The organism is Streptomyces sp. NPDC104106 (assembly GCF_055584345.1).
Map to the genome: position 1 here is coordinate 63,127 of NZ_JBVJMF010000016.1, position 19,445 is coordinate 82,571.

Consider the following 19,445-nt stretch of genomic DNA (forward strand, 5'->3'; position numbering starts at 1 on the left):
GGCGTGTCGTGGCCGGCGGGGCCGACGGGCCGTGCGCCGTCGGCCCGTACCGGCTGCGGCTCGGCGGAGCGCTGGGTCACGCGCCGTCACCCTCACGCATCGGCACCCGGACCCCCCGCTCCTGCGCGACGGACTCGGCGATGTCGTACCCCGCGTCCACGTGCCGGATGACGCCCATCCCGGGGTCGTTGGTCAGCACGCGGCGGATCTTCTCGCCGCCCAGCTTCGTGCCGTCGGCCACCGTCACCTGCCCGGCGTGGATGGACCGCCCCATGCCGACGCCGCCGCCGTGGTGGATGGACACCCAGGAGGCGCCCGAGGCCACGTTCACCATGGCGTTCAGCAGCGGCCAGTCGGCGATCGCGTCGGAGCCGTCGAGCATGGCCTCGGTCTCGCGGTACGGGGAGGCCACGGAGCCGCAGTCCAGGTGGTCGCGGCCGATCGCCAGCGGGGCCGCCAGCTCACCGGAGGCGACCATGTCGTTGAACCGCTCGCCGGCCTTGTCGCGCTCGCCGTAGCCGAGCCAGCAGATGCGCGCGGGCAGGCCCTGGAAGTGGACGCGCTCGCCGGCCATCTTGATCCAGCGGGCCAGGGACTCGTTCTCGGGGAACAGCTCCAGGATCGCCTTGTCGGTCTTGGCGATGTCGGCGGGGTCGCCGGACAGCGCGGCCCAGCGGAAGGGGCCCTTGCCCTCGCAGAACAGCGGGCGGATGTAGGCGGGGACGAAGCCGGGGAAGGCGAACGCCCGGCTGTAACCGGCCAGTTGGGCCTCGCCGCGGATGGAGTTGCCGTAGTCGAAGACCTCGGCGCCGGCGTCCATGAAGCCGACCATGGCCTCGACGTGCTGCGCCATCGACTCGCGCGCACGCGTGGTGAAGCCGGCCGGGTCCTTGGCGGCGGCGTCGGCCATGTCCTCGAAGGCCACGCCCACCGGCAGGTAGGACAGCGGGTCGTGGGCGGAGGTCTGGTCGGTGACGATGTCGATGGGGGCGTTCATGGCGAGGAACTGCGGTACCAGTTCGGCCGCGTTGCCGAGGACGCCGATCGACAGGGGGCGGCGGGCGTCGCGGGCCTCGACGGCCAGCTGGAGCGCGTGGTCCAGCGAGTCGGCCTTCACGTCGAGGTAGCGGTGCTCGATGCGGCGCTCGATGGCGCGCGGGTCGCAGTCGACACAGATGGCGACGCCGTCGTTCATGGTCACGGCGAGCGGCTGGGCGCCGCCCATGCCGCCGAGGCCGGCGGTGAGGGTGATCGTGCCGGCGAGGGTGCCGCCGAACTTCTTCGCGGCGACGGCGGCGAAGGTCTCGTAGGTGCCCTGGAGGATGCCCTGGGTGCCGATGTAGATCCAGGAACCGGCGGTCATCTGGCCGTACATGGTCAGACCGAGGGCCTCCAGGCGGCGGAACTCCTCCCAGTTGGCCCAGTCGCCGACGAGGTTGGAGTTGGCGATGAGGACGCGCGGGGCCCACTCGTGGGTCTGCATGACGCCGACCGGGCGGCCGGACTGGACCAGCATGGTCTCGTCCTGCTTGAGGGTCCTCAGGGTGCGGACCATGGCGTCGAAGGAGCGCCAGTCGCGGGCGGCCTTGCCGGTGCCGCCGTAGACGACGAGCTTGTCGGGGTGCTCGGCCACCTCGGGGTCGAGGTTGTTCTGGAGCATGCGCAGGGCGGCTTCCTGCTGCCATCCCAGGGCGCTCAGTTCCGTGCCGCGCGGTGCTCGTACGGGGCGGGGTCCCGACATCGTCTGCCTCCTCCTGTTACTACGTCTATTCACATCTTGTCGATCTGAATAGAACTAGTCAATACATGGGGGTGCCCCCTTTCGCGCACGGCCGGTGTTTGGCTGGATACATCTGCGTGCGGACACGAGGGGAGACGCTGTGGAGCGGGACATCGACAGCCGGGCGGCCGGCGAGGGGTCCGAGGCGCGCGAGCGCGCGGTGCGGCGGGACGCGGCGGTGCGCGCGGCCGTGCAGCAGGGGCTGCTCGGTCCGGACGCGGCCGTGGTGGGACTGCTGGACGTGACCGGCATCCGGGAGTCGGCGGCTGCGCTGCGGGCGGCGTTCGACGCGGTCGTACCGCCCGGCACGCCGGTGCTGCACGCCTTCGCGGTGAAGGCCACCCCGCTGGTGCCGGTGCTGCGGCTGCTGCGCGAGGCCGGGCTCGGCGCGGAGGTGGCGAGCCCGGGCGAGCTGGCCCTGGCGCGGGCGGCCGGGATGCCGGCGGAGCGGACGGTGCTGGACGCGCCCGCGAAGACCCCGGGCGAGCTGCGCGAGGCACTGGCCCTCGGCATCGCCGTGAACGCCGACAACCCGCAGGAGCTGGCGCGGCTGGACGCCCTGGTCGCCGGGCAGGCCACCCGGTCCCCGCTGGGCCTGCGGGTCAATCCGCAGCTGGGCGGCGGCTCGATCCTGGCCACCTCCACGGCGACGGCGACCTCCAAGTTCGGGGTGCCCCTGCGCGACGAGGGGGCGCGGGAGTGGGTCGTAGGAGCCTTCCTGGAGCGTCCGTGGCTGACCCGGCTGCACGCGCACACCGGCTCGCAGGGCATCCCGCTGACGCTGCTGGCACGGGGCGTGGCGGAGGCGTACGCGCTCGCGGAGGAGATCAACGCGCGCGCCGGGCGGCGGCAGGTCGACACGCTCGACATCGGCGGCGGGCTGTCGGTGGACTTCACGTCGGAGGTGACGGCGCCGACGTACGCGCGGTACGCGCGCGTGCTGGCCGAGGAGGTGCCGGGGCTGTTCGAGGGGCGGTACGGGCTGGTGACCGAGTTCGGGCGCTCACTGATGGCCCGGCACGGGACGGTGGTGGCGCGGGTGGAGTACGCCAAGAGCGCCGGCGGGCGGCGGATCGCGGTGACGCACGCGGGCGTGCAGGTGGCGACGCGGACGGTGTACGTACCCGAGGCGTGGCCGCTCAGGATCGCCGCGTACGACGCCGAAGGGCGCCTCAAGCGGGGGCCGGAGGTGGTGCAGGACGTGGCGGGGCCGGCGTGTTTCTCGGGCGACCTGCTCGCCGAGGGGCGCGCGCTGCCCGCGCTGGAGCAGGGCGACTACGCGGCGGCGCTGGACACCGGCGCGTACTACTTCGCCCACCACTACGCCTACAACTCCCTGGCCCGGCCGGGCGTCTACGGGTTCGTGCCGGACGGTCCCGGTGGCGTCGCCTTCGCCGTCGTACGGGAGCCGCAGAGCGTCGCGGAGGTGGTGGCGGAATCCGGCGGGGCGCACGTGGACGCGCTCACCACCCTGCGGACGCCCGCGAGCCGTTGACGCGCGCTGCCGCGCCGGGCGCAACTGGATCAACTCCGGCGTCACAGAGGTCAGTTGACCCACACTAGTACGCCGGACGCATGTTCCACTGGAAAATGCCAAAGGCCTCACCCGCGGCGCCCACGGTGCGTAGTGTCGGCGTCACTCAGCCGGAGTCCCAGGCGGGAGGGGAGCCACGGTGCCCGGAATCGACGAGTGCCTGCTGGAAGCGATGCGGTTGCCCGGCGCGCGGGGCGCCGCGCTCGTGGACTGGACGAGCGGACTGGCGCTCGGCACGGTCGGGGAGGCGCCCGGCGGCGATCACGAGACGACCGCCGCCGAGGCCGCCGAACTGGCCCGGATGGCCGCCGAGCACGGCGCGTTCGCGGCGCACACGGACGACGGGCGACCACCCGTCGAGGACGTGATCGTCAGCAACCGTGACAGCTACCACCTGCTGCGGTTCGTGGACACGTCCTTCGACAGCAGCGTGTTCCTGCACCTGTGGCTCGGCCGTGAGGACGGCAACCTCGCGCTCGCCCGGATCCGGCTCGGCGAGATGGCCACCCGGCTGGTGCTGGGATGACCGTGACGCACACACCTCCGCTGCCGGTGCGCGACAAGGCGGCCGGCCGGGCGCTGTCGCCGATGCTGACCCGGCTGGCCGACGAGCGGGCCACCGGCGTCCTGGTGCGCGAGCACGGCACCCTGTACCTCGCCGAGGGCCGGGTGGTGCACGCCGAGAGCCCCTGCTCCCCGGGCCTCGACGTGCTCCTCACGGCCCACGGCACGCTCGCGACCGCCGCGTGGCAGCAGGCCGCCGCACGCACCACGGGCCCGCCGCAGGCCGCCGAACTCCTCTTGGAGTCGGGCGTGTTACCCATGGGCGCGCTGGAGCTGTGCCATCTGGACGCGCTGTACGACGCCGGGTACTTCGCGCTGGCGCCGAGCAGCACCCCGGGCCGCTTCCGCTACGACGGCGCACCCCGGCTCGGCCCGCTGCCCTCGGTCCCGGTGGTCGCGCTGGAACGCGAGACGCTGCGCCGCCGGCTGCTGCTGCACCGGCTGTGGCCCGACCCGGCCGCCGACAGCGCCCCGCTGATCCGGGCCGACCCGGCGGCGCCCGCACCCCTGACACCCCGGCAGCGGGCGGTCCTGGACCGCGTGGACGGCGTCCGCACGGCCGCGCAGATCGCCCGGAACCTGGGCCGGCAGGCCTTCCACACGCTGGTCGACGTGCGCCGGCTCGCGGCGGCCGGCCATCTCGCGCCGCTGCCGCCCGCCGCCGCGCACCCGGCCCCGCCGTACCCGTCCGCCCCGTACCCACCCCCGGTCACCGACCCCGACATCGCGCTGCTGAAGAGGCTCAGGGATGCGCTGGAGGCGCTTTGAGCGGCACCGCCCCGCCGAACCCCGCACCACCGGACCCCACCCCGCCGAACCCCGCACCGCCGAGAGGAGAGAGCTGATGGTGCCCGAGGAGGACCTGCAGGCCGTCCTGGAGGAGCTGCGCCGGCTGCGGACCCGGGTGCCGCAGCTCACCGGCGCCCTGGCGGCCGGCGTCGACGGGCTCGTCGTCGCCCACGACACCCCCGGCGTCGACCCGGACGGCCTGGCCGCGCTGACCGCCGCCGCGCTCGGCGTGGCCGTACGGGTCAGCGACGCCACCGGGCACGGGGCCTTGCGCGAACTGCTGGTGCGCGGCGAGGGCGGCTACGTCGCCACCTACGCCGCGGGCCGCACCGCCGTACTGACCCTGCTGGCCGAAGGCAGGGTCAACGTCGGGCGGCTGCACCTGGAGGGGCGCCGCGCCGGCGCCCGGATCGGGGAGCTGCTCGACGCCGCCGAGAACGCCGCCCGGGCCACCGTCCCGCCCCCACGAGCGCTGGGCGCCGTCAGCCCCGCACCGCCACCGACCCGTACCCGCAGGACCCGCACCACGAGCGCCGACGTGGGCGCCGTGACCGACAGGTGAACGATTCGAGAGGACCGACCATGGCCAACACCGAGACCGCACTGAAGGAAGCCCTCACCTCCATCGAGGGCGCCACCGGCGTCGCGCTCGTCGACTACACCAGCGGCATGGCGCTGGGCACGATGGGCGGCAGCAAGACCTTCGACCTGAACGTGGCCGCCGCCGGCAACACCGACGTGATCCGCGCCAAGATGCGCACGATGGAGATGCTGGGCCTCAAGGGCGAGATCGAGGACATCCTGATCACGCTGTCCGACCAGTACCACCTGATCCGCCTGCTCAAGAGCCGTGGCGGCAACGGCCTGTTCCTCTACCTGGTCCTCGACGCCGGGCGGGCCAACCTCGCGATGGCCCGGCACCAGCTGCGGCGGATCGAGGAGGACCTGGAGGTGTAGCGGGTCACACGGGCGCCGCGGTACGGCGGCGGGACCCGCCCGGGGCCGCGTCGCCGGCCGCGACGCCCGTACCGCGCAGGCCCTTCACGGCCTTGCCCACCGGGCGTCCGCCGCGCGGGCCGAGCCAGTCGACGCGCACCCACAGCAGCGTCTGCCCGGCCCGCTCCCGCCGCCCGATCCAGGCCGCCTTCAGCCGCAGCCCGGTGCCGAGTCCGGCCAGCAGCATGCCGCCGGCGGCGGGCACGGCGAAGGCGGAGCCGAGGGCCGCGGCGAAGCCCAGCAGCAGCCACCAGCGGTGCCCGCGGCGCCAGTTGCGCACGGTCACCGCCCGGTCCTGGAGCACGTCGTACTTGCCGGCGCGGACGGCCGCGCGCGCGAGTTCGGCGTACCGCCGGCGCCGCACCAGCGGTACGACGGCCGCCGCGACGAGGAAGAGCGCGGCGCCGGCCAGCACCCCGATGCGGCGCCCGGTCAGCCCCGGCGGCAGCACCCCGGTCCCGGCCGCGACCACCCCGCACCACCACAGCGGTGCGGCCCCGGCCCGTACGACGACGGCCACCCTGGCCAGTCCCTGTCCTCCGCGCGCCACGTCAGCCTCCCGTGTCACGTCTTCCCGCGGCTGTGTCTCCCCAGGAAACTAAGGGCAGAACGTGAGACGAAGCTGAGAGGGGCCCTCCTTGGGCCTCGGGGTCCTCGACGTCTCGGGGTCACTCCACGAACAGGCCCCGGGCCGCCGCCTTCGCGTCGAACTCCTCCAGCCGGGCCTGGGCGTCGGGCAGGTCGTCGCAGACCGCCTCCAGCAGCACCCGGCCGAGCATCATCGGCGCGCACGCGGTGTCGAAGGCGAGCGCGGTGCCGACGGCGGCGGGCAGCAGCAGGTCGGAGTGCTTGGCGACCGGCGCGAACGCGGAGTCGGCGACCGTGACCGTGGTCAGCCCCTTGTCCTTGGCGTACGCGAGGGTGTCGACGACCTCGCGCGGATGCCGGGGCAGCGCGAAGCACAGCAGCGCCGAGGCGCCCGCGCGGACGGCGGCGTCGATGCGGTCCTGGATCATCGTGCCGCCCTCGTTGAGCAGCCGGACGTCCGGGTGGACCTTCGCGGCGAAGTACGCGAAGCCGTACGCCTGGGAGGCGGCCGCGCGCAGCCCGAGGACCGGCAGCGGCCGGGACGCGGCGAGGATCCGGCCGGCCCGCTGCACCGGGCGCGGGTCGGCGAGCAGGTCGGCGAGGTGCCTGAGGTTCTCGATCTCGGCCTCGACGGCCTGCTGGTACTCGTTGAACGCGCCCGCCTCTGCGGCCGGTTCGGCGGGGACGACCTCGCGCAGGTGCTTGCGCAGGGCCGGGTAGCCGTCGAAGCCGAGGGCGACGGCGAACCGGGTGACCGACGGCTGGCTGACCCCGGCCAGTTCGGCCAGCTCCACGCTGGACAGGAAGGGCACGTCGGCGGCCCGCCGGACCATGCTGTGCGCGATCCGGCGCTGGGTCGGCGTGAGCCGGTGGCCTTCGAACAGGGCCTGCAACCGGCCCGCGGGACTTTCCGCGCCGCCGGGTGCCCCGCCGGGTTCCCTCTCGGTGCTCCTGTCCACGCTCATGACGCGCTCCCCCTCCAGATGTCCGTGAACCGGTCGAGCAGTGCGGCCGCCGCCGTCACGTCCTCCGTGAGCGGCCGGTCGGCCGGGTCGCCGTCGAGGACCGGCTCGGCGAGCGCGAAGGCCCGGCCGACCGGCAGCCCGGGGTCGGGCCGAAGGTCGCGCTGGCGCAGTGCGCGGACGGCGGCGACGAGTTCGCAGCCGACCACCAGACGGTACGCACCGCACGCGCGCAGGGTCTGCCGCGCGGCGAGCGAGGCGAAGCTCGCCTGTTCCTCGACGCCCCGGGAGAGTACAGCGTGGCCGAGCGAGGCGGGGGCGGAGCAGGCCCGCAGGTCGCCGAGGGCGGCGGCGGCCGCGTACTCCAGGATCATTACCCCGGAGGCGGCCGGCTCGTGGTCGGCGAGGAAGGGCCGCAGCCGGGTGTAGGCGGGCTCGTTGAGGGTGGACAGCCGGGACGTGGACAGCCGGGCCACCTGGGTCAGGGCGAGCCGGAAGTGGTCGAGGGCGAGGGCGAGTTGGGCCGCGTAGAAGCCGCCGTGGTGGTAGGCGGCGAGATCCTCGGGGGCGATGAGCGGGTTCTCGGCGGCCGCGTTGATCTCCACGGCGAGGACCTGGTCGAGGGCGTCGGCCGCGTCGTGCGCGGGGCCGTGGATCTGGGGCAGGCAACGGAAGCCGTAGGGGTCCTGGATCCGGCCGAGCGGCGGGGTGGGCCGGTCGGCGGCGCCGGTCAGCTCGCGCATCCGCCGGGCCGCCTCGGCGCTGCCCCGGTGCGGCCGGGCGGCGTGCACGGGGGCGGCGTACGCCTCGTGGGAGCCGTCGACGGCGAGCAGGGACAGGGCCGCGACGACCTGGGTGGCGCCGATGAGCCCGCGCAGTTCGTGCAGGGCGAGCGCGGACTGGCCGAGGGTGAGTGCGTTGCTGCTGATCAGGGCGAGGGCGTCGTTGTTGTCGAGCGGCTGCGGCGCGGGGGCGGGGCCGCCCTGCCACGGGTGCTCCCCGGCGAGCGCGAGGCCGACCTGGGCGAGGGCCGCGATGTCGCCGGTGCCGACCGAGCCGAACTCGTTGAGGACCGGGTACGCGCCCGACTCCAGTGCCTCGCACAGCGCGGTGACCACGGTGGGCCGCAGGCCCGCGCCGCCGGCCAGCAGCTGGTTGGCGCGCACGGCGAGCGCCGCGCGCACCTGCCGGGCGGGCAGGTGCTCCCCGATGGCGCCGGCGTGGCTGCGCAGCAGGCGCAGGCCGTGACCGGCCGCGGCCTCGGTCGGCACGTCGGCGTCCCGGTTGGCGCCGACGCCGGTGGAGCGGCCGTAGACGCGCCCGGTGGCGGCGATGTGCCGGGCGGCGGTCCAGGACGCGGCCACCCGCCGCATCGCCTCGGGCGCGGGCACCGGCCGCGCGGCACCGTCGGCGAGGCGTACGACGTCCTCGACACCGAGCCCCGAGCCGTCGAGGACCACGGTCGCGGCCCGCGCGGCCGGCACGACCCCCGACGCGCCCGCGATACGAGACGACGTCACGCCCTACTCCCTGCACCCCGGCAACCTATTCAGACATCAAGAACTCTGCATGAGCCTATACAGCGAGGCAAGGGGCCCCCGGGCCCTCAAGACCCGCGGGTGCCGCCTGTGGCCGTCCCCGCCCCGGACAGGGGGGCTATCCCCAGTGCGGCGCGGACGGCCGCTTCCTAACCTGAACCGCATGAGCACTCTGGACGATCCGCGGGACGTGGACCTGCGCAAGGACCTCGACGCCACCGTGCGGGCGCGCCGTGAACTGGGCGAGGACTACGACACCGCGCTGCTGGACTCCTTCCTGGAGAAGGTGGAGCAGCGGATCGACGACACGGTGGACCGCCGGGTGCGGCGGCACCTGGCCGAGCAGCAGATGGCGAGCGCGCGCGGGTCCCGGCGGCCGAAGGACGCCGACAGCTGGCCCGAGCGCTTCGGGCTCGCGATCATCTCGCTGGTCCTGGCGATCCCGCTGACCGCCGTCGCCGGCGGCGTGGCCGGGTCGGCCGGGACGATCGCCACCTGGATCGGCATCGTCGGCGTCAACGCCGCCCAGGCGGTCCGGCTCAACCCCGAGCTGCTCTCCGGCCGCCGCGACCGCTCCCGCGCGGACGGCTGAGCGGCCCTGACCGCTCACGCCTGACGGGTGGGCAGCACCACGATCTGGCGCAGGTTGACGTGCCGGGGGCGGCTCGCGGCGTAGGCGACGACGTCGGCGACCTCCGCCGCCGCCAGAGCGCCGATCGCCTCGAACATCCCGTCCAGCTCGCTCGACAGCGCCGGGCTGTCCAGGTGCGTCTTCAGCTCGGTCTCCGTCAGCCCCGGCTCGATGTTCGTCACCCGCACGTCCCGCGGCCCGAACTCGGTGCGCAGGGACTGCGAGAGATAGGTGACCGCGGCCTTCGTGGCGCCGTACACCGCGTAGTCGGGGAAGGGGATGTGGGCGCCGATGGAGGAGACGTTCACCAGGTCGGCGGTGCGGCCCTCGCCGGCGGCGGCCACCAGGTCGGCGCCGAAGGCGCGGATGACCCGCAGGACACCGGTGACGTTGGTGTCGAGCATCCGCTGCCACTCGTCGAGCCGGCCGTCGGCGACGGGGTTCGGGAGCATGACGCCGGCGTTGTTGACGACGAGGTCGACGGGCCCGAACGTGTCGTGCACGAGGTCCCGGGCGGCGGCCACGGAAGCGTCGTCGGTGACGTCTGCGGCCACGGCCAGCGCCTCGCCCCCGTCGGCCCGGATCTTCTCCACCAGCGCCCGCAGCCGCTCGGCCCGCCGGGCGAGCGGCACCACCCGGGCCCCCTCGGCGGCGAGCTGGAGGGCGAGCGCCTCGCCGATCCCGCTGGCGGCTCCGGTGACGACGGCGGTGCGGCCGGCCAGGTTCGCGTAGGACATGGTGTCTCCCCGGGGACGGTGCCGGGGCGGCTCCCCGGCGGCTGGCACCACCCTCGCCCGCTCCGGCGAACCTACCCAGGGATGCGGTTTTCCTGGGTCTGCCAGTACCAGGAAGGCGACCGCCCCCTCCCCTACGATCGACCCATGGACGGGGACTGGCTGGAGGGGGAAGTCGGCGACTTCCTGCGCTCGCGACGTGCACGCATCCGGCCGGAGGAGGTGGGTCTGCCCGCGCACGGGCGGCGCCGCGTCCCGGGCCTGCGCCGCGAGGAGGTGGCCCAGCTCGCGGGGGTGAGCGTCGACTACTACATCCGCCTGGAACAGGGGCGGGGGGCGAGCGTCAGCGACGCCGTGCTGGACGCGGTGGCCCGGGTGCTGCGGCTGGACGACACCGAGCGGGCGTACCTGCGGACGGTGGCCCGCCCGCAGCACCGGCACCCGTGCGGACGAAAGCGGCGGCAGCCCGCGCCCCGGGTCCGCCCCGGCGTGCAGGGCCTGCTGGACGGCATGGAGCGCAGCCCGGCGTTCGTCCTGGGCCGCCGCATGGACGTGCTCGCGTGGAACGCGCTCGGCGACGCGGTGATCGGCTTCAGCCGCCTCGCCCCGGCCGAGCGGAACATGCCCCGGCAGGTCTTCCTGAACCCGGCCGCCCATGACCTGTACCCGGAGTGGCCGGCGGTGGCCGCCACGACGGTGGCCAACCTGCGGATCGCCGCCGGCCGGTACGCCGACGACCGCGAGCTGTGCGCCCTGGTCGGCGAACTCTCCCTGAAGAGCGAGGACTTCCGCCGGCTGTGGGCGGACCACGAGGTCAGGGAGTGCGCGTACGGCGTGAAGCGGATCCGGCACCCGGTCGCGGGCCTGCTGACGCTGCCGTACGAGACGCTGACGGTCGCCCAGGACCCGGAGCAGACGCTCGTGGTGTACACCCCGGAGCCGGGCTCGGAGACGGCGGAGCGGCTTGCCCTGCTGGGCAGTTGGGAATCCAGCACCGCGCGCTGAGGTGCCGGGCGAGGCACTCGCCGAGCCCTGTGGAAGGGAGTTGCGCGGGGACCGCCGCACCCCCGTTGCCGGGGGGCGGGACGACGGCGGTCCCCGCGAGGGACGCGGGCCGGGTCAGGGCCGGGCTGCGCGTCCGTGGCGTCCATGGAGGTCCGGGAGCCGCTCCGGAGGTCCGTGACGCCGTTCGGCGCCGGCCGGGGCGGGGAGCCGCTCCCGCCCTGCCGACACCCACTAATCTGCCGGACCCGTGTTAAGCGTGTGCTGCGCGGACGTGACACGCTCGTACCACTTCCGCGAAGTCCGCCCGACCGGCAGACCACCCGCAAGTGGCGTGCGGAAACCGGCGGTTCACCGCGCGTTCGGCTACTGCTTGCCGCCCTTGGCGAGGAAGGCCAGGAGGTCCTGCCGGCTCACCACACCGGTCGGCTTGCCCTCGACGAGGACGATCGCCGCGTCGGCCGAGCCGAGCACCTGCATCAGGTCGCCGACCGGCTCGCCGGAGCCGACCTGCGGCAGCGGCGGGCACATGTGCTTCTCCAGCGGGTCCTCCAGGGAGGCGCGCTTGGAGAACAGGGCGTCCAGCAGCTCCCGTTCCACGACCGAGCCGACGACCTCGGCGGCCATCACGTCCGGGTGACCGGCGCCGGGCTTGACGACCGGCATCTGCGAGACGCCGTACTCGCGCAGCACCTCGATGGCCTGGCCGACGGTCTCCTCCGGGTGCATGTGCACCAGGGACGGGATGCGGCCGCCCGCCTTGTCGCTCAGCACGTCGCCGACGCGGGCGCTCGGGCCCTCGTCCTCCAGGAAGCCGTAGTCGGCCATCCACTCGTCGTTGAAGATCTTCGACAGGTACCCGCGCCCGCTGTCCGGCAGCAGGACGACGACCACGTCGTCCGGGCCGAGCCGCTCGGCGACCCGCAGCGCGGCCACGACGGCCATGCCGCAGGAGCCGCCCACGAGCAGACCCTCCTCCTTGGCCAGGCGGCGGGTCATCTGGAAGGCGTCCTTGTCGGACACGGCGACGATCTCGTCGGCGACCGTGCGGTCGTAGGCGGTCGGCCAGAAGTCCTCGCCGACGCCCTCGATCAGGTACGGCCGGCCCGAGCCGCCGGAGTAGACGGAGCCCTCCGGGTCGGCGCCGACGACCTTGACCCTGCCGTCGCTGGCGTCCTTCAGATAGCGGCCGGTGCCGGAGATGGTGCCGCCGGTGCCCACGCCCGCCACGAAGTGGGTGATCTTCCCCTCCGTCTGCTCCCACAGCTCGGGGCCGGTCGAGTGATAGTGCGAGAGCGGGTTGTTGGGGTTGGAGTACTGGTCCGGCTTCCAGGCGCCCGGGGTCTCACGGACGAGCCGGTCGGAGACGTTGTAGTACGAGTCCGGGTGCTCGGGGTCCACGGCGGTCGGGCAGACCACGACCTCCGCGCCGTACGCGCGCAGCACGTTGATCTTGTCGGTGCTCACCTTGTCGGGGCACACGAAGATGCACTTGTACCCCTTCTGCTGGGCGACGATCGCGAGCCCGACGCCGGTGTTGCCGCTGGTCGGCTCCACGATCGTGCCGCCCGGCTTCAACTCCCCGCTCTGCTCGGCGGCCTCGATCATGCGCAGGGCGATGCGGTCCTTCACGGAGCCGCCGGGGTTGAAGTACTCGACCTTGGCGAGGACAGTCGCCTGGATGCCCTTGGTCACGTTGTTGAGCCGCACCAGCGGGGTGTTGCCGACGAGGCTGATCATCGAGTCGTGGAATTGCACCGTTGTCTCCGGTTGCCGCAAAAACAGTGGTCGTAGTGGTTCCGCCAGCCTACGGCCCAGGGGTGGGGCGTGGTGGCCGTTCACTGCCCGTCGAGATTGGCCTACGGGCTGTACGGGGCAAGGAGTGGGGGTACGGCTATGTGGGAGGTGGCGGCGACGCATGACGAAGATGTCGAGGGCACGCGTGGCCCGGCGCATCGCGGCCGGCGCGGCGTACGGCGGTGGCGGGGCCGGTCTGGTCGGCGCGGCCGCCGTCGGTCTGCTGCTGGCGGAGGTCCGGCTGGCCCGGCGCCATGTGGGCAACGGCTCGGGCGGCCGGGTGCCGGCGGCCGACGGGACGTACGGCCACACCTACCACGTCCCCGGTGAACCGCCCCTGACGCTGACCATGCTCGGCGACTCGACGGCGGCCGGGCAGGGCGTGCACCGGGCGGGTCAGACGCCGGGGGCGCTGCTGGCGTCGGGCCTCGCGGCGGTGGCGGAGCGCCCGGTGGAGCTGCGCAACGTCGCCCAGCCGGGCGCGCAGTCGGACGACCTGGACCGCCAGGTCGCCCTGGTGCTGGGCGCCCCCGCCCCGGTCCCCGACATCTGCGTGATCATGATCGGCGCGAACGACGTGACCCACCGGATGCCGCCGACCCGTTCGGTACGGCACCTGTCGGCGGCGGTACGGCGGCTGCGCACGGCCGGCGCCGAGGTGGTGGTCGGCACCTGTCCCGACCTCGGCACGATCGAGCCGGTGCAGCAGCCGCTGCGCTGGCTGGCCCGGCGGGCCTCGCGGCAGCTGGCGGCGGCCCAGACGATCGGCGTGGTGGAGCAGGGGGGCCGCACGGTGTCGCTGGGCGACCTGCTGGGCCCGGAGTTCGAGGCGAACCCCCGGGAGCTGTTCGGCCCGGACAACTACCACCCCTCAGCCGAGGGCTACGCGACCGCGGCGATGGCCGTCCTGCCCACGGTGTGCGCCGCCCTCGGCCTGTGGCCGGCGGAGGAGGAGCGCCCGGACGTACTGCGCCGCGAGGGCTTCCTGCCCGTGGCCCGCGCCGCGGCCGAGGCCGCTTCCGAAGCGGGCACGGAGGTCACGGCTGCCATGCCGACGGGACCGCGAGGACCCTGGGCACTGCTCAAGCGCAGGCGCCGCCGCCACGTCCCGGAGGCCGAACCCGCGACGCCTTCGCCATGACCTCCCGGCCAGCAAAGCAAGCGCTTAGTAAATTGCGGTCAGTGTCACATCACCACACGCGTGACCTGGACCATACGGAGCGGTAACTTCCCAAGCGGCCCTGCCCGAACATCTCCCTCCACTGGAGCCGTGATGCCCGAAGCCGTCATCGTCTCGACCGCCCGCTCCCCCATCGGCCGCGCCGTCAAGGGCTCCCTGAAGGACCTGCGCCCCGACGACCTGACCGCCACGATCATCCAGGCCGCGCTCGCCAAGGTCCCCGAGCTGGACCCGAAGGACATCGACGACCTGATGCTCGGCTGCGGTCTGCCCGGCGGCGAGCAGGGCCACAACCTCGGCCGGATCGTCGCCGTACAGATGGGCATGGACCACCTGCCCGGCTGCACGGTCACCCGCTACTGCTCCTCCTCCCTGCAGACCTCCCGCATGGCCCTGCACGCCATCAAGGCGGGCGAGGGCGACGTCTTCATCTCGGCCGGTGTCGAGATGGTCTCCCGGTACGCCAAGGGCAGCTCCGACGGCATGCCGGACACGCACAACCCGCTCTTCGCCGAGGCCGAGGCCCGCACCGAGGCGGTCGCCCAGCAGGAGGGCACGACCTGGCACGACCCGCGCGAGGACGGCCTGCTGCCCGACCCCTACATCGCGATGGGCCAGACCGCCGAGAACCTGGCCCGCGCCAAGGGCGTCACCCGCCAGGACATGGACGAGTTCGGCGTCCGCTCGCAGAACCTCGCCGAGGAGGCCATCAAGAACGGCTTCTGGGAGCGCGAGATCACCCCGGTCACGCTCCCGGACGGCACGGTGGTCAGCAAGGACGACGGCCCGCGCGCCGGCGTCACCCTGGAGGGCGTGGCCGGGCTCAAGCCGGTCTTCCGTCCGGACGGGCTCGTCACGGCCGGCAACTGCTGCCCGCTCAACGACGGCGCCGCCGCCGTCGTCATCATGTCCGACACCAAGGCCCGCGAGCTGGGCCTGACCCCGCTCGCCCGCATCGTGTCCACCGGCGTCTCCGGCCTGTCCCCCGAGATCATGGGCCTCGGCCCGGTGGAGGCCAGCAAGCAGGCCCTCGCCCGCGCCGGCCTGTCCATCGGCGACATCGACCTGGTCGAGATCAACGAGGCCTTCGCCGCCCAGGTGATCCCCTCCTACCGGGACCTCGGCATCGACCTCGACAGGCTGAACGTCAACGGCGGCGCCATCGCCGTCGGCCACCCCTTCGGCATGACCGGCGCCCGCATCACCGGCACGCTCGTCAACTCGCTGCAGTGGCACGACAAGCAGTTCGGCCTGGAGACGATGTGCGTCGGCGGCGGCCAGGGCATGGCGATGGTCATCGAGCGCCTCAGCTGACCCGTCTGACACACCGTTCGTAGCGGTGCGGGCACGTCCCGTCATGAACCGGCCCGGAACCGAGGAAACACCACGGTTCCGGGCCTTTTCGTGATCCAATCTCCCCCAGGATGTGACCTATCTCGCTCGCTGCCGAGATTTATGCAGGTCAGCGGGGGTCGGCCGGGTGCGCGACCGGCCCCCGAGGCCAAAGTCCTGTCCGTTTCGTGACGTTACGCACTGACAGTTGGATAGTCCACCCTTCAAGCTGATGTAGGAAGTCGGGGGTCGACTTTGAACCGGGAGTACGTCAGTGAGCGCCATGCCCATCGCCCTGCTGCTCACCACGGCCGCCACCGGCGCCGTGGGCGTCGCCGTCCTGCGCACCGTCCTGAAGCTGCGCCGCCAGCTCACCGAGCTGCAGCGGCAGCTCGCCGAGGACCAGGCGGCCGCGACGCGCGCCCTGCTGCCGAGCGCCCGCTCGCACGCCGACACCGAGCAGATACGTGCCGCCGTGGCCGAGGCGCTCGCCGAGGAACGGGAGCGCGAGCTGGCCGAGGCGCGCGCCTTCTGGGCCGCCCAGGAGGCCCGTGACGCCTCCGACGCCCCCTCCCTGCTGGGCCTGCCCGACACGGAGCTGTTCCTCCCCCGGCAGAGCGACTTCGCCGGTCTGGAGCCGGTCTCCGAACCGACCGCCGAGCCCGACGAGTTCTCCGGGGAGTCCCCGGAGCTGGCCGCCGCCCGCCGCCGGCACCCCTCGCACCCCGACTTCGTCCCGGTGCAGTCGCCCGTCAACGACCACGAGCGCACGGTGACCACCCTGGAGCAGCTGGCCGCCGACCGCGTCGAACTGGCCGACGTCCGCCCGGGTCCGCTCGGCACCCTCGACGTCTACGTCTTCGCCGACGGCACCACCCTGTGCATGACCCCGGGCCACCGCGAGACCGCCGAGCGCCTGGCGAAGGCCGTGGACACCGGCGACACCCCCTACCTCCTCGGCGGCTCGGGCATCTCCGGCGCCTACACCCTCACCTTCGCGTGCGGCGAGGAGATGGTCTACATCCTGGCGGACCGGGTCATCGCGTCCCTGTGACGCTCCTCAGACTCCCGCCCGCTGCCGCGCCGCCTCGACCAACCCCACCGCTTCGGTGACTTCGCTGTCACTGCGCAGCACCAGCGCCAAGTCGTGCGCGGCCACGAGAATCTGGTCAGCCGCCGCGAACATCCCCGCGTCCGGCATCTCGCGGGGCTCGCGGCCCGGCTCCTCCACGCGCTGCGCCCACCCGGCCAACTCCCGGGCCAGTGCCAGCGCCTCTGCCGCGGCCCCTCTCTGCAGACGGCTCTGCGGCGCCGCGCGCAACCGGTCGGCGAAGTGATCCACTGCTTGGGTCAAGGGCGTCGTATCAACCACCCGCCGAGCGTAACCCCCCGCACTGTTGCCAACACGCGAACGCTCAGGCACGGTGACGTGAAGGACCGGCTTACATCCCCTTTGCGTTCGGAGGCGCCGATGTCCCAGCTCTTCTCCGAGGAGACCCACCGCAATCTGCTCGCCCGCATCCCCCACTGCACCGGTCGTGAAGTCTCCGACTGGCTGCGCACCGTAGAAGAAGGCCCCGCCCTGTTCCGCTTCGAGGAGAAGGTCAGCTGGCTCAGGCACGAGTACGACCTCGCGTACGGCCACGCGAAGGCGATCGTGCACGAGTACGACCTGAGGAGGGCGGCCCGCAAGCTGCTCTAGACGCGGCAGGGCCCCGGACCGTGGCGCGGTCCGGGGCCCTCTCAGCCGGTGTCGGGCGGTTAGTCGTTGTTGGTGAAGATCGCCACCAGCCGCAGCATCTCGACGTAGATCCACACCAGCGTCATCGTGAGACCGAACGCGGCGAGCCAGGACTCGTTGCGCGGGGCGCCGTAGGCGATGCCGTCCTCGATCTGCTTGAAGTCCAGCGTGAGGAAGAACGCGCCGAGCAGGATGGCGAAGATGCCGACGAGCGCGCCGAGCGGGCCGAAGCTGCGCAGGCCGCCGTTCCCGGCGACGCCGAACACGACCAGCAGCAGGTTGACCGCCATGACGACCATGAAGGCCATCGCGATGGCGAGGCCCATACGGGCGTAGCGCGCGGTGACACGGATCCAGCCCGCCTTGTAGACGAGCAGGGTCGCGCCGGCGACCGCCATCGTGCCGAGCACCGCCTGGAACGGGGCGCCGCTCCAGCGGCTGTTGTACATCTCGCTGATGACGCCGAGGAAGACGCCCTCGAACGCGGCGTACCCGAGGATCAGGGCGGGCGACGGGGTGCGCTTGAAGCTCTGGACCATGGCCAGGACGAACGCGATGAGCGCCGAGCCGACGGCCAGGCCGTAGCTCGTCGCCGACACCGGCAGCAGCGCCCAGGCGAGGACGGCGCCGAGGGCGACCGTGCCGAGCGTCATGGCCGAGCGGACGACGACGTCGTCCATGGTCATCCGGTCGGTGGTGACCGGGGCCTGTGGCGGCGCGCCGTACTGCACGCCCTGCTGGGCGTAGGGGTTCTGCGCGTAGGGGTTCTGCGCGTACGGGTTGCCCTGTGCGTACCCGGCCTGCGGTGCGGTGTTGAAGCCGGCGTAGCCGTTGTCGCGGCTGAACCCCCGTCGCGAGAAGACCGGGTTGCTGCTCCTCATTTCACTCCTCCATGGCCACCCTGCGTGACCTTGGCTCAAGAGTAATGGATAGGCAAAGGATCGTCTGTCATACCTGCGGAGGATCTTTCCCCCGCCGTGCTCGCCAACACGCTACGCGGAAGGGTGATTCCCGGCCAACAGCAGTCGGCACTCCATGACGGATCCGCTACTCAGTCGAGACGAAACCCGGTGTACGCCTCGGCCAGGTCGGTCTCCGCCGCGCGCGAGGAGGCGATGCGCTCCAGCCGGGCCCGCTGGAGCGCCGCGTCGAAGGGCGTGGCGTCCGGGGCCGGATGGAGCAGGGTCGTCATGTCGTACGAGAAGCGCTCGGCCTGCCAGACGCGGCGCAGGCAGGTGGCGGAGTAGGCGTCGAGCAGGTCCGGGGAGCCGGTGTCCCGCTCGCGGACCAGCGCCCGGGCGAGGGTGACGACGTCGCCGACGGCGAGGTTCAGGCCCTTGGCGCCGGTCGGCGGGACGATGTGGGCGGCGTCACCCGCGAGGAAGAGCCGGCCGTGGCGCATCGGTTCGTGGACGAAGGAGCGCATGGGCGTGACCGACTTCTGGGTGAGGGGCCCGCGCCCAAGCCGCCAGCCGTCGTCGGTCTCCAGGCGCCTGTCCAGCTCCGCCCAGATCGCCTCGTCCGTCCAGTCGTCGGCGTTCGTGCCGGCCGGCACCTGGAGGTAGAGGCGGGAGACCGCCGGGGACCGCATCGAGAGCAGGGCGAAGCCGCGGTCGTGGCGGGCGTAGACGAGTTCGTCGTGCGAGGGCGCCACGTCGGCGAGGACGCCGAGCCAGGCGTAGGGGTACGTCCGCTCGAAGACGCGGGAGACGGCGGCCGGTACGGCGGCGCGGGAGACGCCCCGAAAGCCGTCGCACCCGACGACGTAGTCGCACTCCAGCACGTCCTCGCGCCCCTCGTGCCGGAACCGCACGCGCGGACTGTCGCCCTCGGCCCCCTCGACCGCGAGCGCCTCCGCCCCGAACAGCAGCGGGCCGCCCTCCTTCAGCTGGAGGGTGATGAGGTCCTTGCAGACCTCGGTCTGTGCGTACACCATCACCGACCGGCCGCCGGTGCGGGCGGGGAAGTCCACGCGGTGGCGGCGCCGGTCGAAGCGCAGCTCGATGCCGTCGTGCCGCAGGCCCTCGCGGTCCATCCGCTCCCCGGCGCCCGCCGCGCGCAGCACGTCCACCGTCCCCTGCTCCAGGATCCCGGCGCGCTGGCGGTGTTCGACGTAGGCGCGGTCCCGGCTCTCCAGGACGGTCGCGTCGATGCCCGCGCGGTGCAGCAGCCGCGCGAGCAGCAGCCCGGCCGGCCCCGCTCCGATGATCCCGACGGTGGTGCGCATGGGCCCTGCCCCTTCCGCGACGACGAGTCTGTTCGTCTGGTGAAATTTCC

The 19,445-nt window shown here is 73.4% G+C and carries 20 protein-coding genes; 11 read left to right on the forward strand and 9 right to left on the reverse strand.

Annotated elements, in window-relative coordinates:
• Positions 1-76: 76 nt before the first annotated feature.
• The gene (gene hutU / locus ACZ60X_RS31300; protein WP_469605588.1) at positions 77-1,741 is read right to left on the reverse strand and encodes a urocanate hydratase; all 1,665 of its coding nucleotides are present in this window, start codon (positions 1,739-1,741) and stop codon (positions 77-79) included.
• 139 nt (positions 1,742-1,880) lie between these two features.
• On the opposite strand from hutU, the gene ACZ60X_RS31305 reads away from it, so the two are divergent.
• The 5 genes from ACZ60X_RS31305 (at position 1,881) to ACZ60X_RS31325 (ending at position 5,624) form a co-directional block, all read left to right on the forward strand.
• Entirely contained in the window at positions 1,881-3,275 is a 1,395-nt protein-coding gene (locus tag ACZ60X_RS31305) for a type III PLP-dependent enzyme domain-containing protein (RefSeq protein WP_469605591.1), read from the forward strand.
• Between the two features lie 178 nt (positions 3,276-3,453).
• Positions 3,454-3,840: a hypothetical protein gene (locus ACZ60X_RS31310; RefSeq protein ID WP_469605594.1), complete on the forward strand. Its 387-nt coding sequence runs from the start codon at positions 3,454-3,456 to the stop codon at positions 3,838-3,840.
• Positions 3,837-4,646 (forward strand): transcriptional regulator, encoded by an 810-nt coding sequence (locus tag ACZ60X_RS31315; RefSeq protein ID WP_469605595.1) that lies wholly within the window; start codon positions 3,837-3,839, stop codon positions 4,644-4,646. The genes ACZ60X_RS31310 and ACZ60X_RS31315 overlap by 4 nt, the downstream gene beginning before the upstream one ends.
• 76 nt (positions 4,647-4,722) lie before the next feature.
• Positions 4,723-5,229: a roadblock/LC7 domain-containing protein gene (locus ACZ60X_RS31320; RefSeq protein WP_469605598.1), complete on the forward strand. Its 507-nt coding sequence runs from the start codon at positions 4,723-4,725 to the stop codon at positions 5,227-5,229.
• A 20-nt stretch (positions 5,230-5,249) separates the two neighbouring features.
• Positions 5,250-5,624: a roadblock/LC7 domain-containing protein gene (locus ACZ60X_RS31325; RefSeq protein WP_469605601.1), complete on the forward strand. Its 375-nt coding sequence runs from the start codon at positions 5,250-5,252 to the stop codon at positions 5,622-5,624.
• 4 nt (positions 5,625-5,628) lie between these two features.
• Here ACZ60X_RS31325 and ACZ60X_RS31330 read toward each other — a convergent pair whose 3' ends face one another.
• From ACZ60X_RS31330 to ACZ60X_RS31340, 3 genes are all read right to left on the reverse strand, one after another.
• The gene (locus ACZ60X_RS31330; protein ID WP_469605604.1) at positions 5,629-6,213 is read right to left on the reverse strand and encodes a hypothetical protein; all 585 of its coding nucleotides are present in this window, start codon (positions 6,211-6,213) and stop codon (positions 5,629-5,631) included.
• A gap of 118 nt (positions 6,214-6,331) precedes the next feature.
• A complete protein-coding gene (locus ACZ60X_RS31335; RefSeq protein ID WP_469605607.1) occupies positions 6,332-7,216 on the reverse strand; it encodes a MurR/RpiR family transcriptional regulator in 885 nt (294 codons plus the stop codon).
• The gene (locus tag ACZ60X_RS31340) at positions 7,213-8,733 is read right to left on the reverse strand and encodes an aromatic amino acid ammonia-lyase (RefSeq protein WP_469605611.1); all 1,521 of its coding nucleotides are present in this window, start codon (positions 8,731-8,733) and stop codon (positions 7,213-7,215) included. Before ACZ60X_RS31340 ends, ACZ60X_RS31335 begins: the two co-directional genes overlap by 4 nt.
• Before the next feature lie 181 nt (positions 8,734-8,914).
• Between ACZ60X_RS31340 and ACZ60X_RS31345 the strand changes: the two genes are divergently transcribed.
• On the forward strand, positions 8,915-9,343 hold the full coding sequence (locus ACZ60X_RS31345) for a hypothetical protein (RefSeq protein WP_469605614.1): 429 nt from the start codon (positions 8,915-8,917) through the stop codon (positions 9,341-9,343).
• A gap of 14 nt (positions 9,344-9,357) precedes the next feature.
• Here ACZ60X_RS31345 and ACZ60X_RS31350 read toward each other — a convergent pair whose 3' ends face one another.
• Positions 9,358-10,119, reverse strand: coding sequence for an SDR family oxidoreductase (locus tag ACZ60X_RS31350; protein ID WP_469605616.1), 762 nt, complete (start codon positions 10,117-10,119; stop codon positions 9,358-9,360).
• A 144-nt stretch (positions 10,120-10,263) separates the two neighbouring features.
• Here ACZ60X_RS31350 and ACZ60X_RS31355 point away from each other — a divergent pair, with 144 nt between their 5' ends.
• Positions 10,264-11,121 (forward strand): helix-turn-helix transcriptional regulator, encoded by an 858-nt coding sequence (locus ACZ60X_RS31355; protein ID WP_469605618.1) that lies wholly within the window; start codon positions 10,264-10,266, stop codon positions 11,119-11,121.
• A gap of 363 nt (positions 11,122-11,484) precedes the next feature.
• Here the strand turns inward: ACZ60X_RS31355 and ACZ60X_RS31360 are convergent, their stop codons facing one another.
• Positions 11,485-12,876, reverse strand: a complete 1,392-nt coding sequence (locus tag ACZ60X_RS31360) for a cystathionine beta-synthase (protein WP_469605621.1) — start codon at positions 12,874-12,876, stop codon at positions 11,485-11,487.
• 160 nt (positions 12,877-13,036) lie between these two features.
• Here ACZ60X_RS31360 and ACZ60X_RS31365 point away from each other — a divergent pair, with 160 nt between their 5' ends.
• The 3 genes from ACZ60X_RS31365 to ACZ60X_RS31375 all read left to right on the forward strand — a co-directional run bounded on the left by ACZ60X_RS31365 (position 13,037) and on the right by ACZ60X_RS31375 (position 16,481).
• Positions 13,037-14,056, forward strand: coding sequence for an SGNH/GDSL hydrolase family protein (locus ACZ60X_RS31365; RefSeq protein ID WP_469605624.1), 1,020 nt, complete (start codon positions 13,037-13,039; stop codon positions 14,054-14,056).
• 132 nt (positions 14,057-14,188) lie between these two features.
• A complete protein-coding gene (locus ACZ60X_RS31370; protein ID WP_469605627.1) occupies positions 14,189-15,409 on the forward strand; it encodes an acetyl-CoA C-acetyltransferase in 1,221 nt (406 codons plus the stop codon).
• 292 nt (positions 15,410-15,701) lie between these two features.
• A complete protein-coding gene (locus ACZ60X_RS31375) occupies positions 15,702-16,481 on the forward strand; it encodes a hypothetical protein (RefSeq protein WP_469605630.1) in 780 nt (259 codons plus the stop codon).
• A 6-nt stretch (positions 16,482-16,487) separates the two neighbouring features.
• Here the strand turns inward: ACZ60X_RS31375 and ACZ60X_RS31380 are convergent, their stop codons facing one another.
• Positions 16,488-16,799, reverse strand: a complete 312-nt coding sequence (locus ACZ60X_RS31380) for a hypothetical protein (RefSeq protein ID WP_469605633.1) — start codon at positions 16,797-16,799, stop codon at positions 16,488-16,490.
• Between the two features lie 99 nt (positions 16,800-16,898).
• Here ACZ60X_RS31380 and ACZ60X_RS31385 point away from each other — a divergent pair, with 99 nt between their 5' ends.
• Complete coding sequence (locus ACZ60X_RS31385) at positions 16,899-17,129, forward strand: DUF4287 domain-containing protein (RefSeq protein ID WP_020940491.1); 231 nt, start codon at positions 16,899-16,901, stop codon at positions 17,127-17,129.
• 59 nt (positions 17,130-17,188) lie between these two features.
• On the opposite strand, the gene ACZ60X_RS31390 is transcribed toward ACZ60X_RS31385, so the two are convergent.
• Together ACZ60X_RS31390 and ACZ60X_RS31395 are read right to left on the reverse strand one after the other, a co-directional pair.
• Positions 17,189-18,049 carry a Bax inhibitor-1/YccA family protein gene (locus ACZ60X_RS31390; RefSeq protein ID WP_469605634.1) on the reverse strand — a complete coding sequence of 287 codons (861 nt, stop codon included), beginning with the start codon at positions 18,047-18,049 and terminating at the stop codon, positions 17,189-17,191.
• A 170-nt stretch (positions 18,050-18,219) separates the two neighbouring features.
• On the reverse strand, positions 18,220-19,395 hold the full coding sequence (locus tag ACZ60X_RS31395; RefSeq protein WP_469605637.1) for a 4-hydroxybenzoate 3-monooxygenase: 1,176 nt from the start codon (positions 19,393-19,395) through the stop codon (positions 18,220-18,222).
• Between the last annotated feature and the right edge of the window lie 50 nt (positions 19,396-19,445).

Bases quoted from the DNA above. Each gene is read 5' to 3' on its own strand.
- hutU (WP_469605588.1), bottom strand. From the start codon at position 1,741: ATGTCGGGACCCCGCCCCGTACGAGCACCGCGCGGCACGGAACTGAGC.
- ACZ60X_RS31315 (WP_469605595.1), top strand. From the start codon at position 3,837: ATGACCGTGACGCACACACCTCCGCTGCCGGTGCGCGACAAGGCGGCC.
- ACZ60X_RS31320 (WP_469605598.1), top strand. From the start codon at position 4,723: ATGGTGCCCGAGGAGGACCTGCAGGCCGTCCTGGAGGAGCTGCGCCGG.
- ACZ60X_RS31325 (WP_469605601.1), top strand. From the start codon at position 5,250: ATGGCCAACACCGAGACCGCACTGAAGGAAGCCCTCACCTCCATCGAG.
- ACZ60X_RS31335 (WP_469605607.1), bottom strand. From the start codon at position 7,216: ATGAGCGTGGACAGGAGCACCGAGAGGGAACCCGGCGGGGCACCCGGC.
- ACZ60X_RS31345 (WP_469605614.1), top strand. From the start codon at position 8,915: ATGAGCACTCTGGACGATCCGCGGGACGTGGACCTGCGCAAGGACCTC.
- ACZ60X_RS31350 (WP_469605616.1), bottom strand. From the start codon at position 10,119: ATGTCCTACGCGAACCTGGCCGGCCGCACCGCCGTCGTCACCGGAGCC.
- ACZ60X_RS31355 (WP_469605618.1), top strand. From the start codon at position 10,264: ATGGACGGGGACTGGCTGGAGGGGGAAGTCGGCGACTTCCTGCGCTCG.
- ACZ60X_RS31365 (WP_469605624.1), top strand. From the start codon at position 13,037: ATGACGAAGATGTCGAGGGCACGCGTGGCCCGGCGCATCGCGGCCGGC.
- ACZ60X_RS31370 (WP_469605627.1), top strand. From the start codon at position 14,189: ATGCCCGAAGCCGTCATCGTCTCGACCGCCCGCTCCCCCATCGGCCGC.
- ACZ60X_RS31385 (WP_020940491.1), top strand. From the start codon at position 16,899: ATGTCCCAGCTCTTCTCCGAGGAGACCCACCGCAATCTGCTCGCCCGC.
- ACZ60X_RS31390 (WP_469605634.1), bottom strand. From the start codon at position 18,049: ATGAGGAGCAGCAACCCGGTCTTCTCGCGACGGGGGTTCAGCCGCGAC.
- ACZ60X_RS31395 (WP_469605637.1), bottom strand. From the start codon at position 19,395: ATGCGCACCACCGTCGGGATCATCGGAGCGGGGCCGGCCGGGCTGCTG.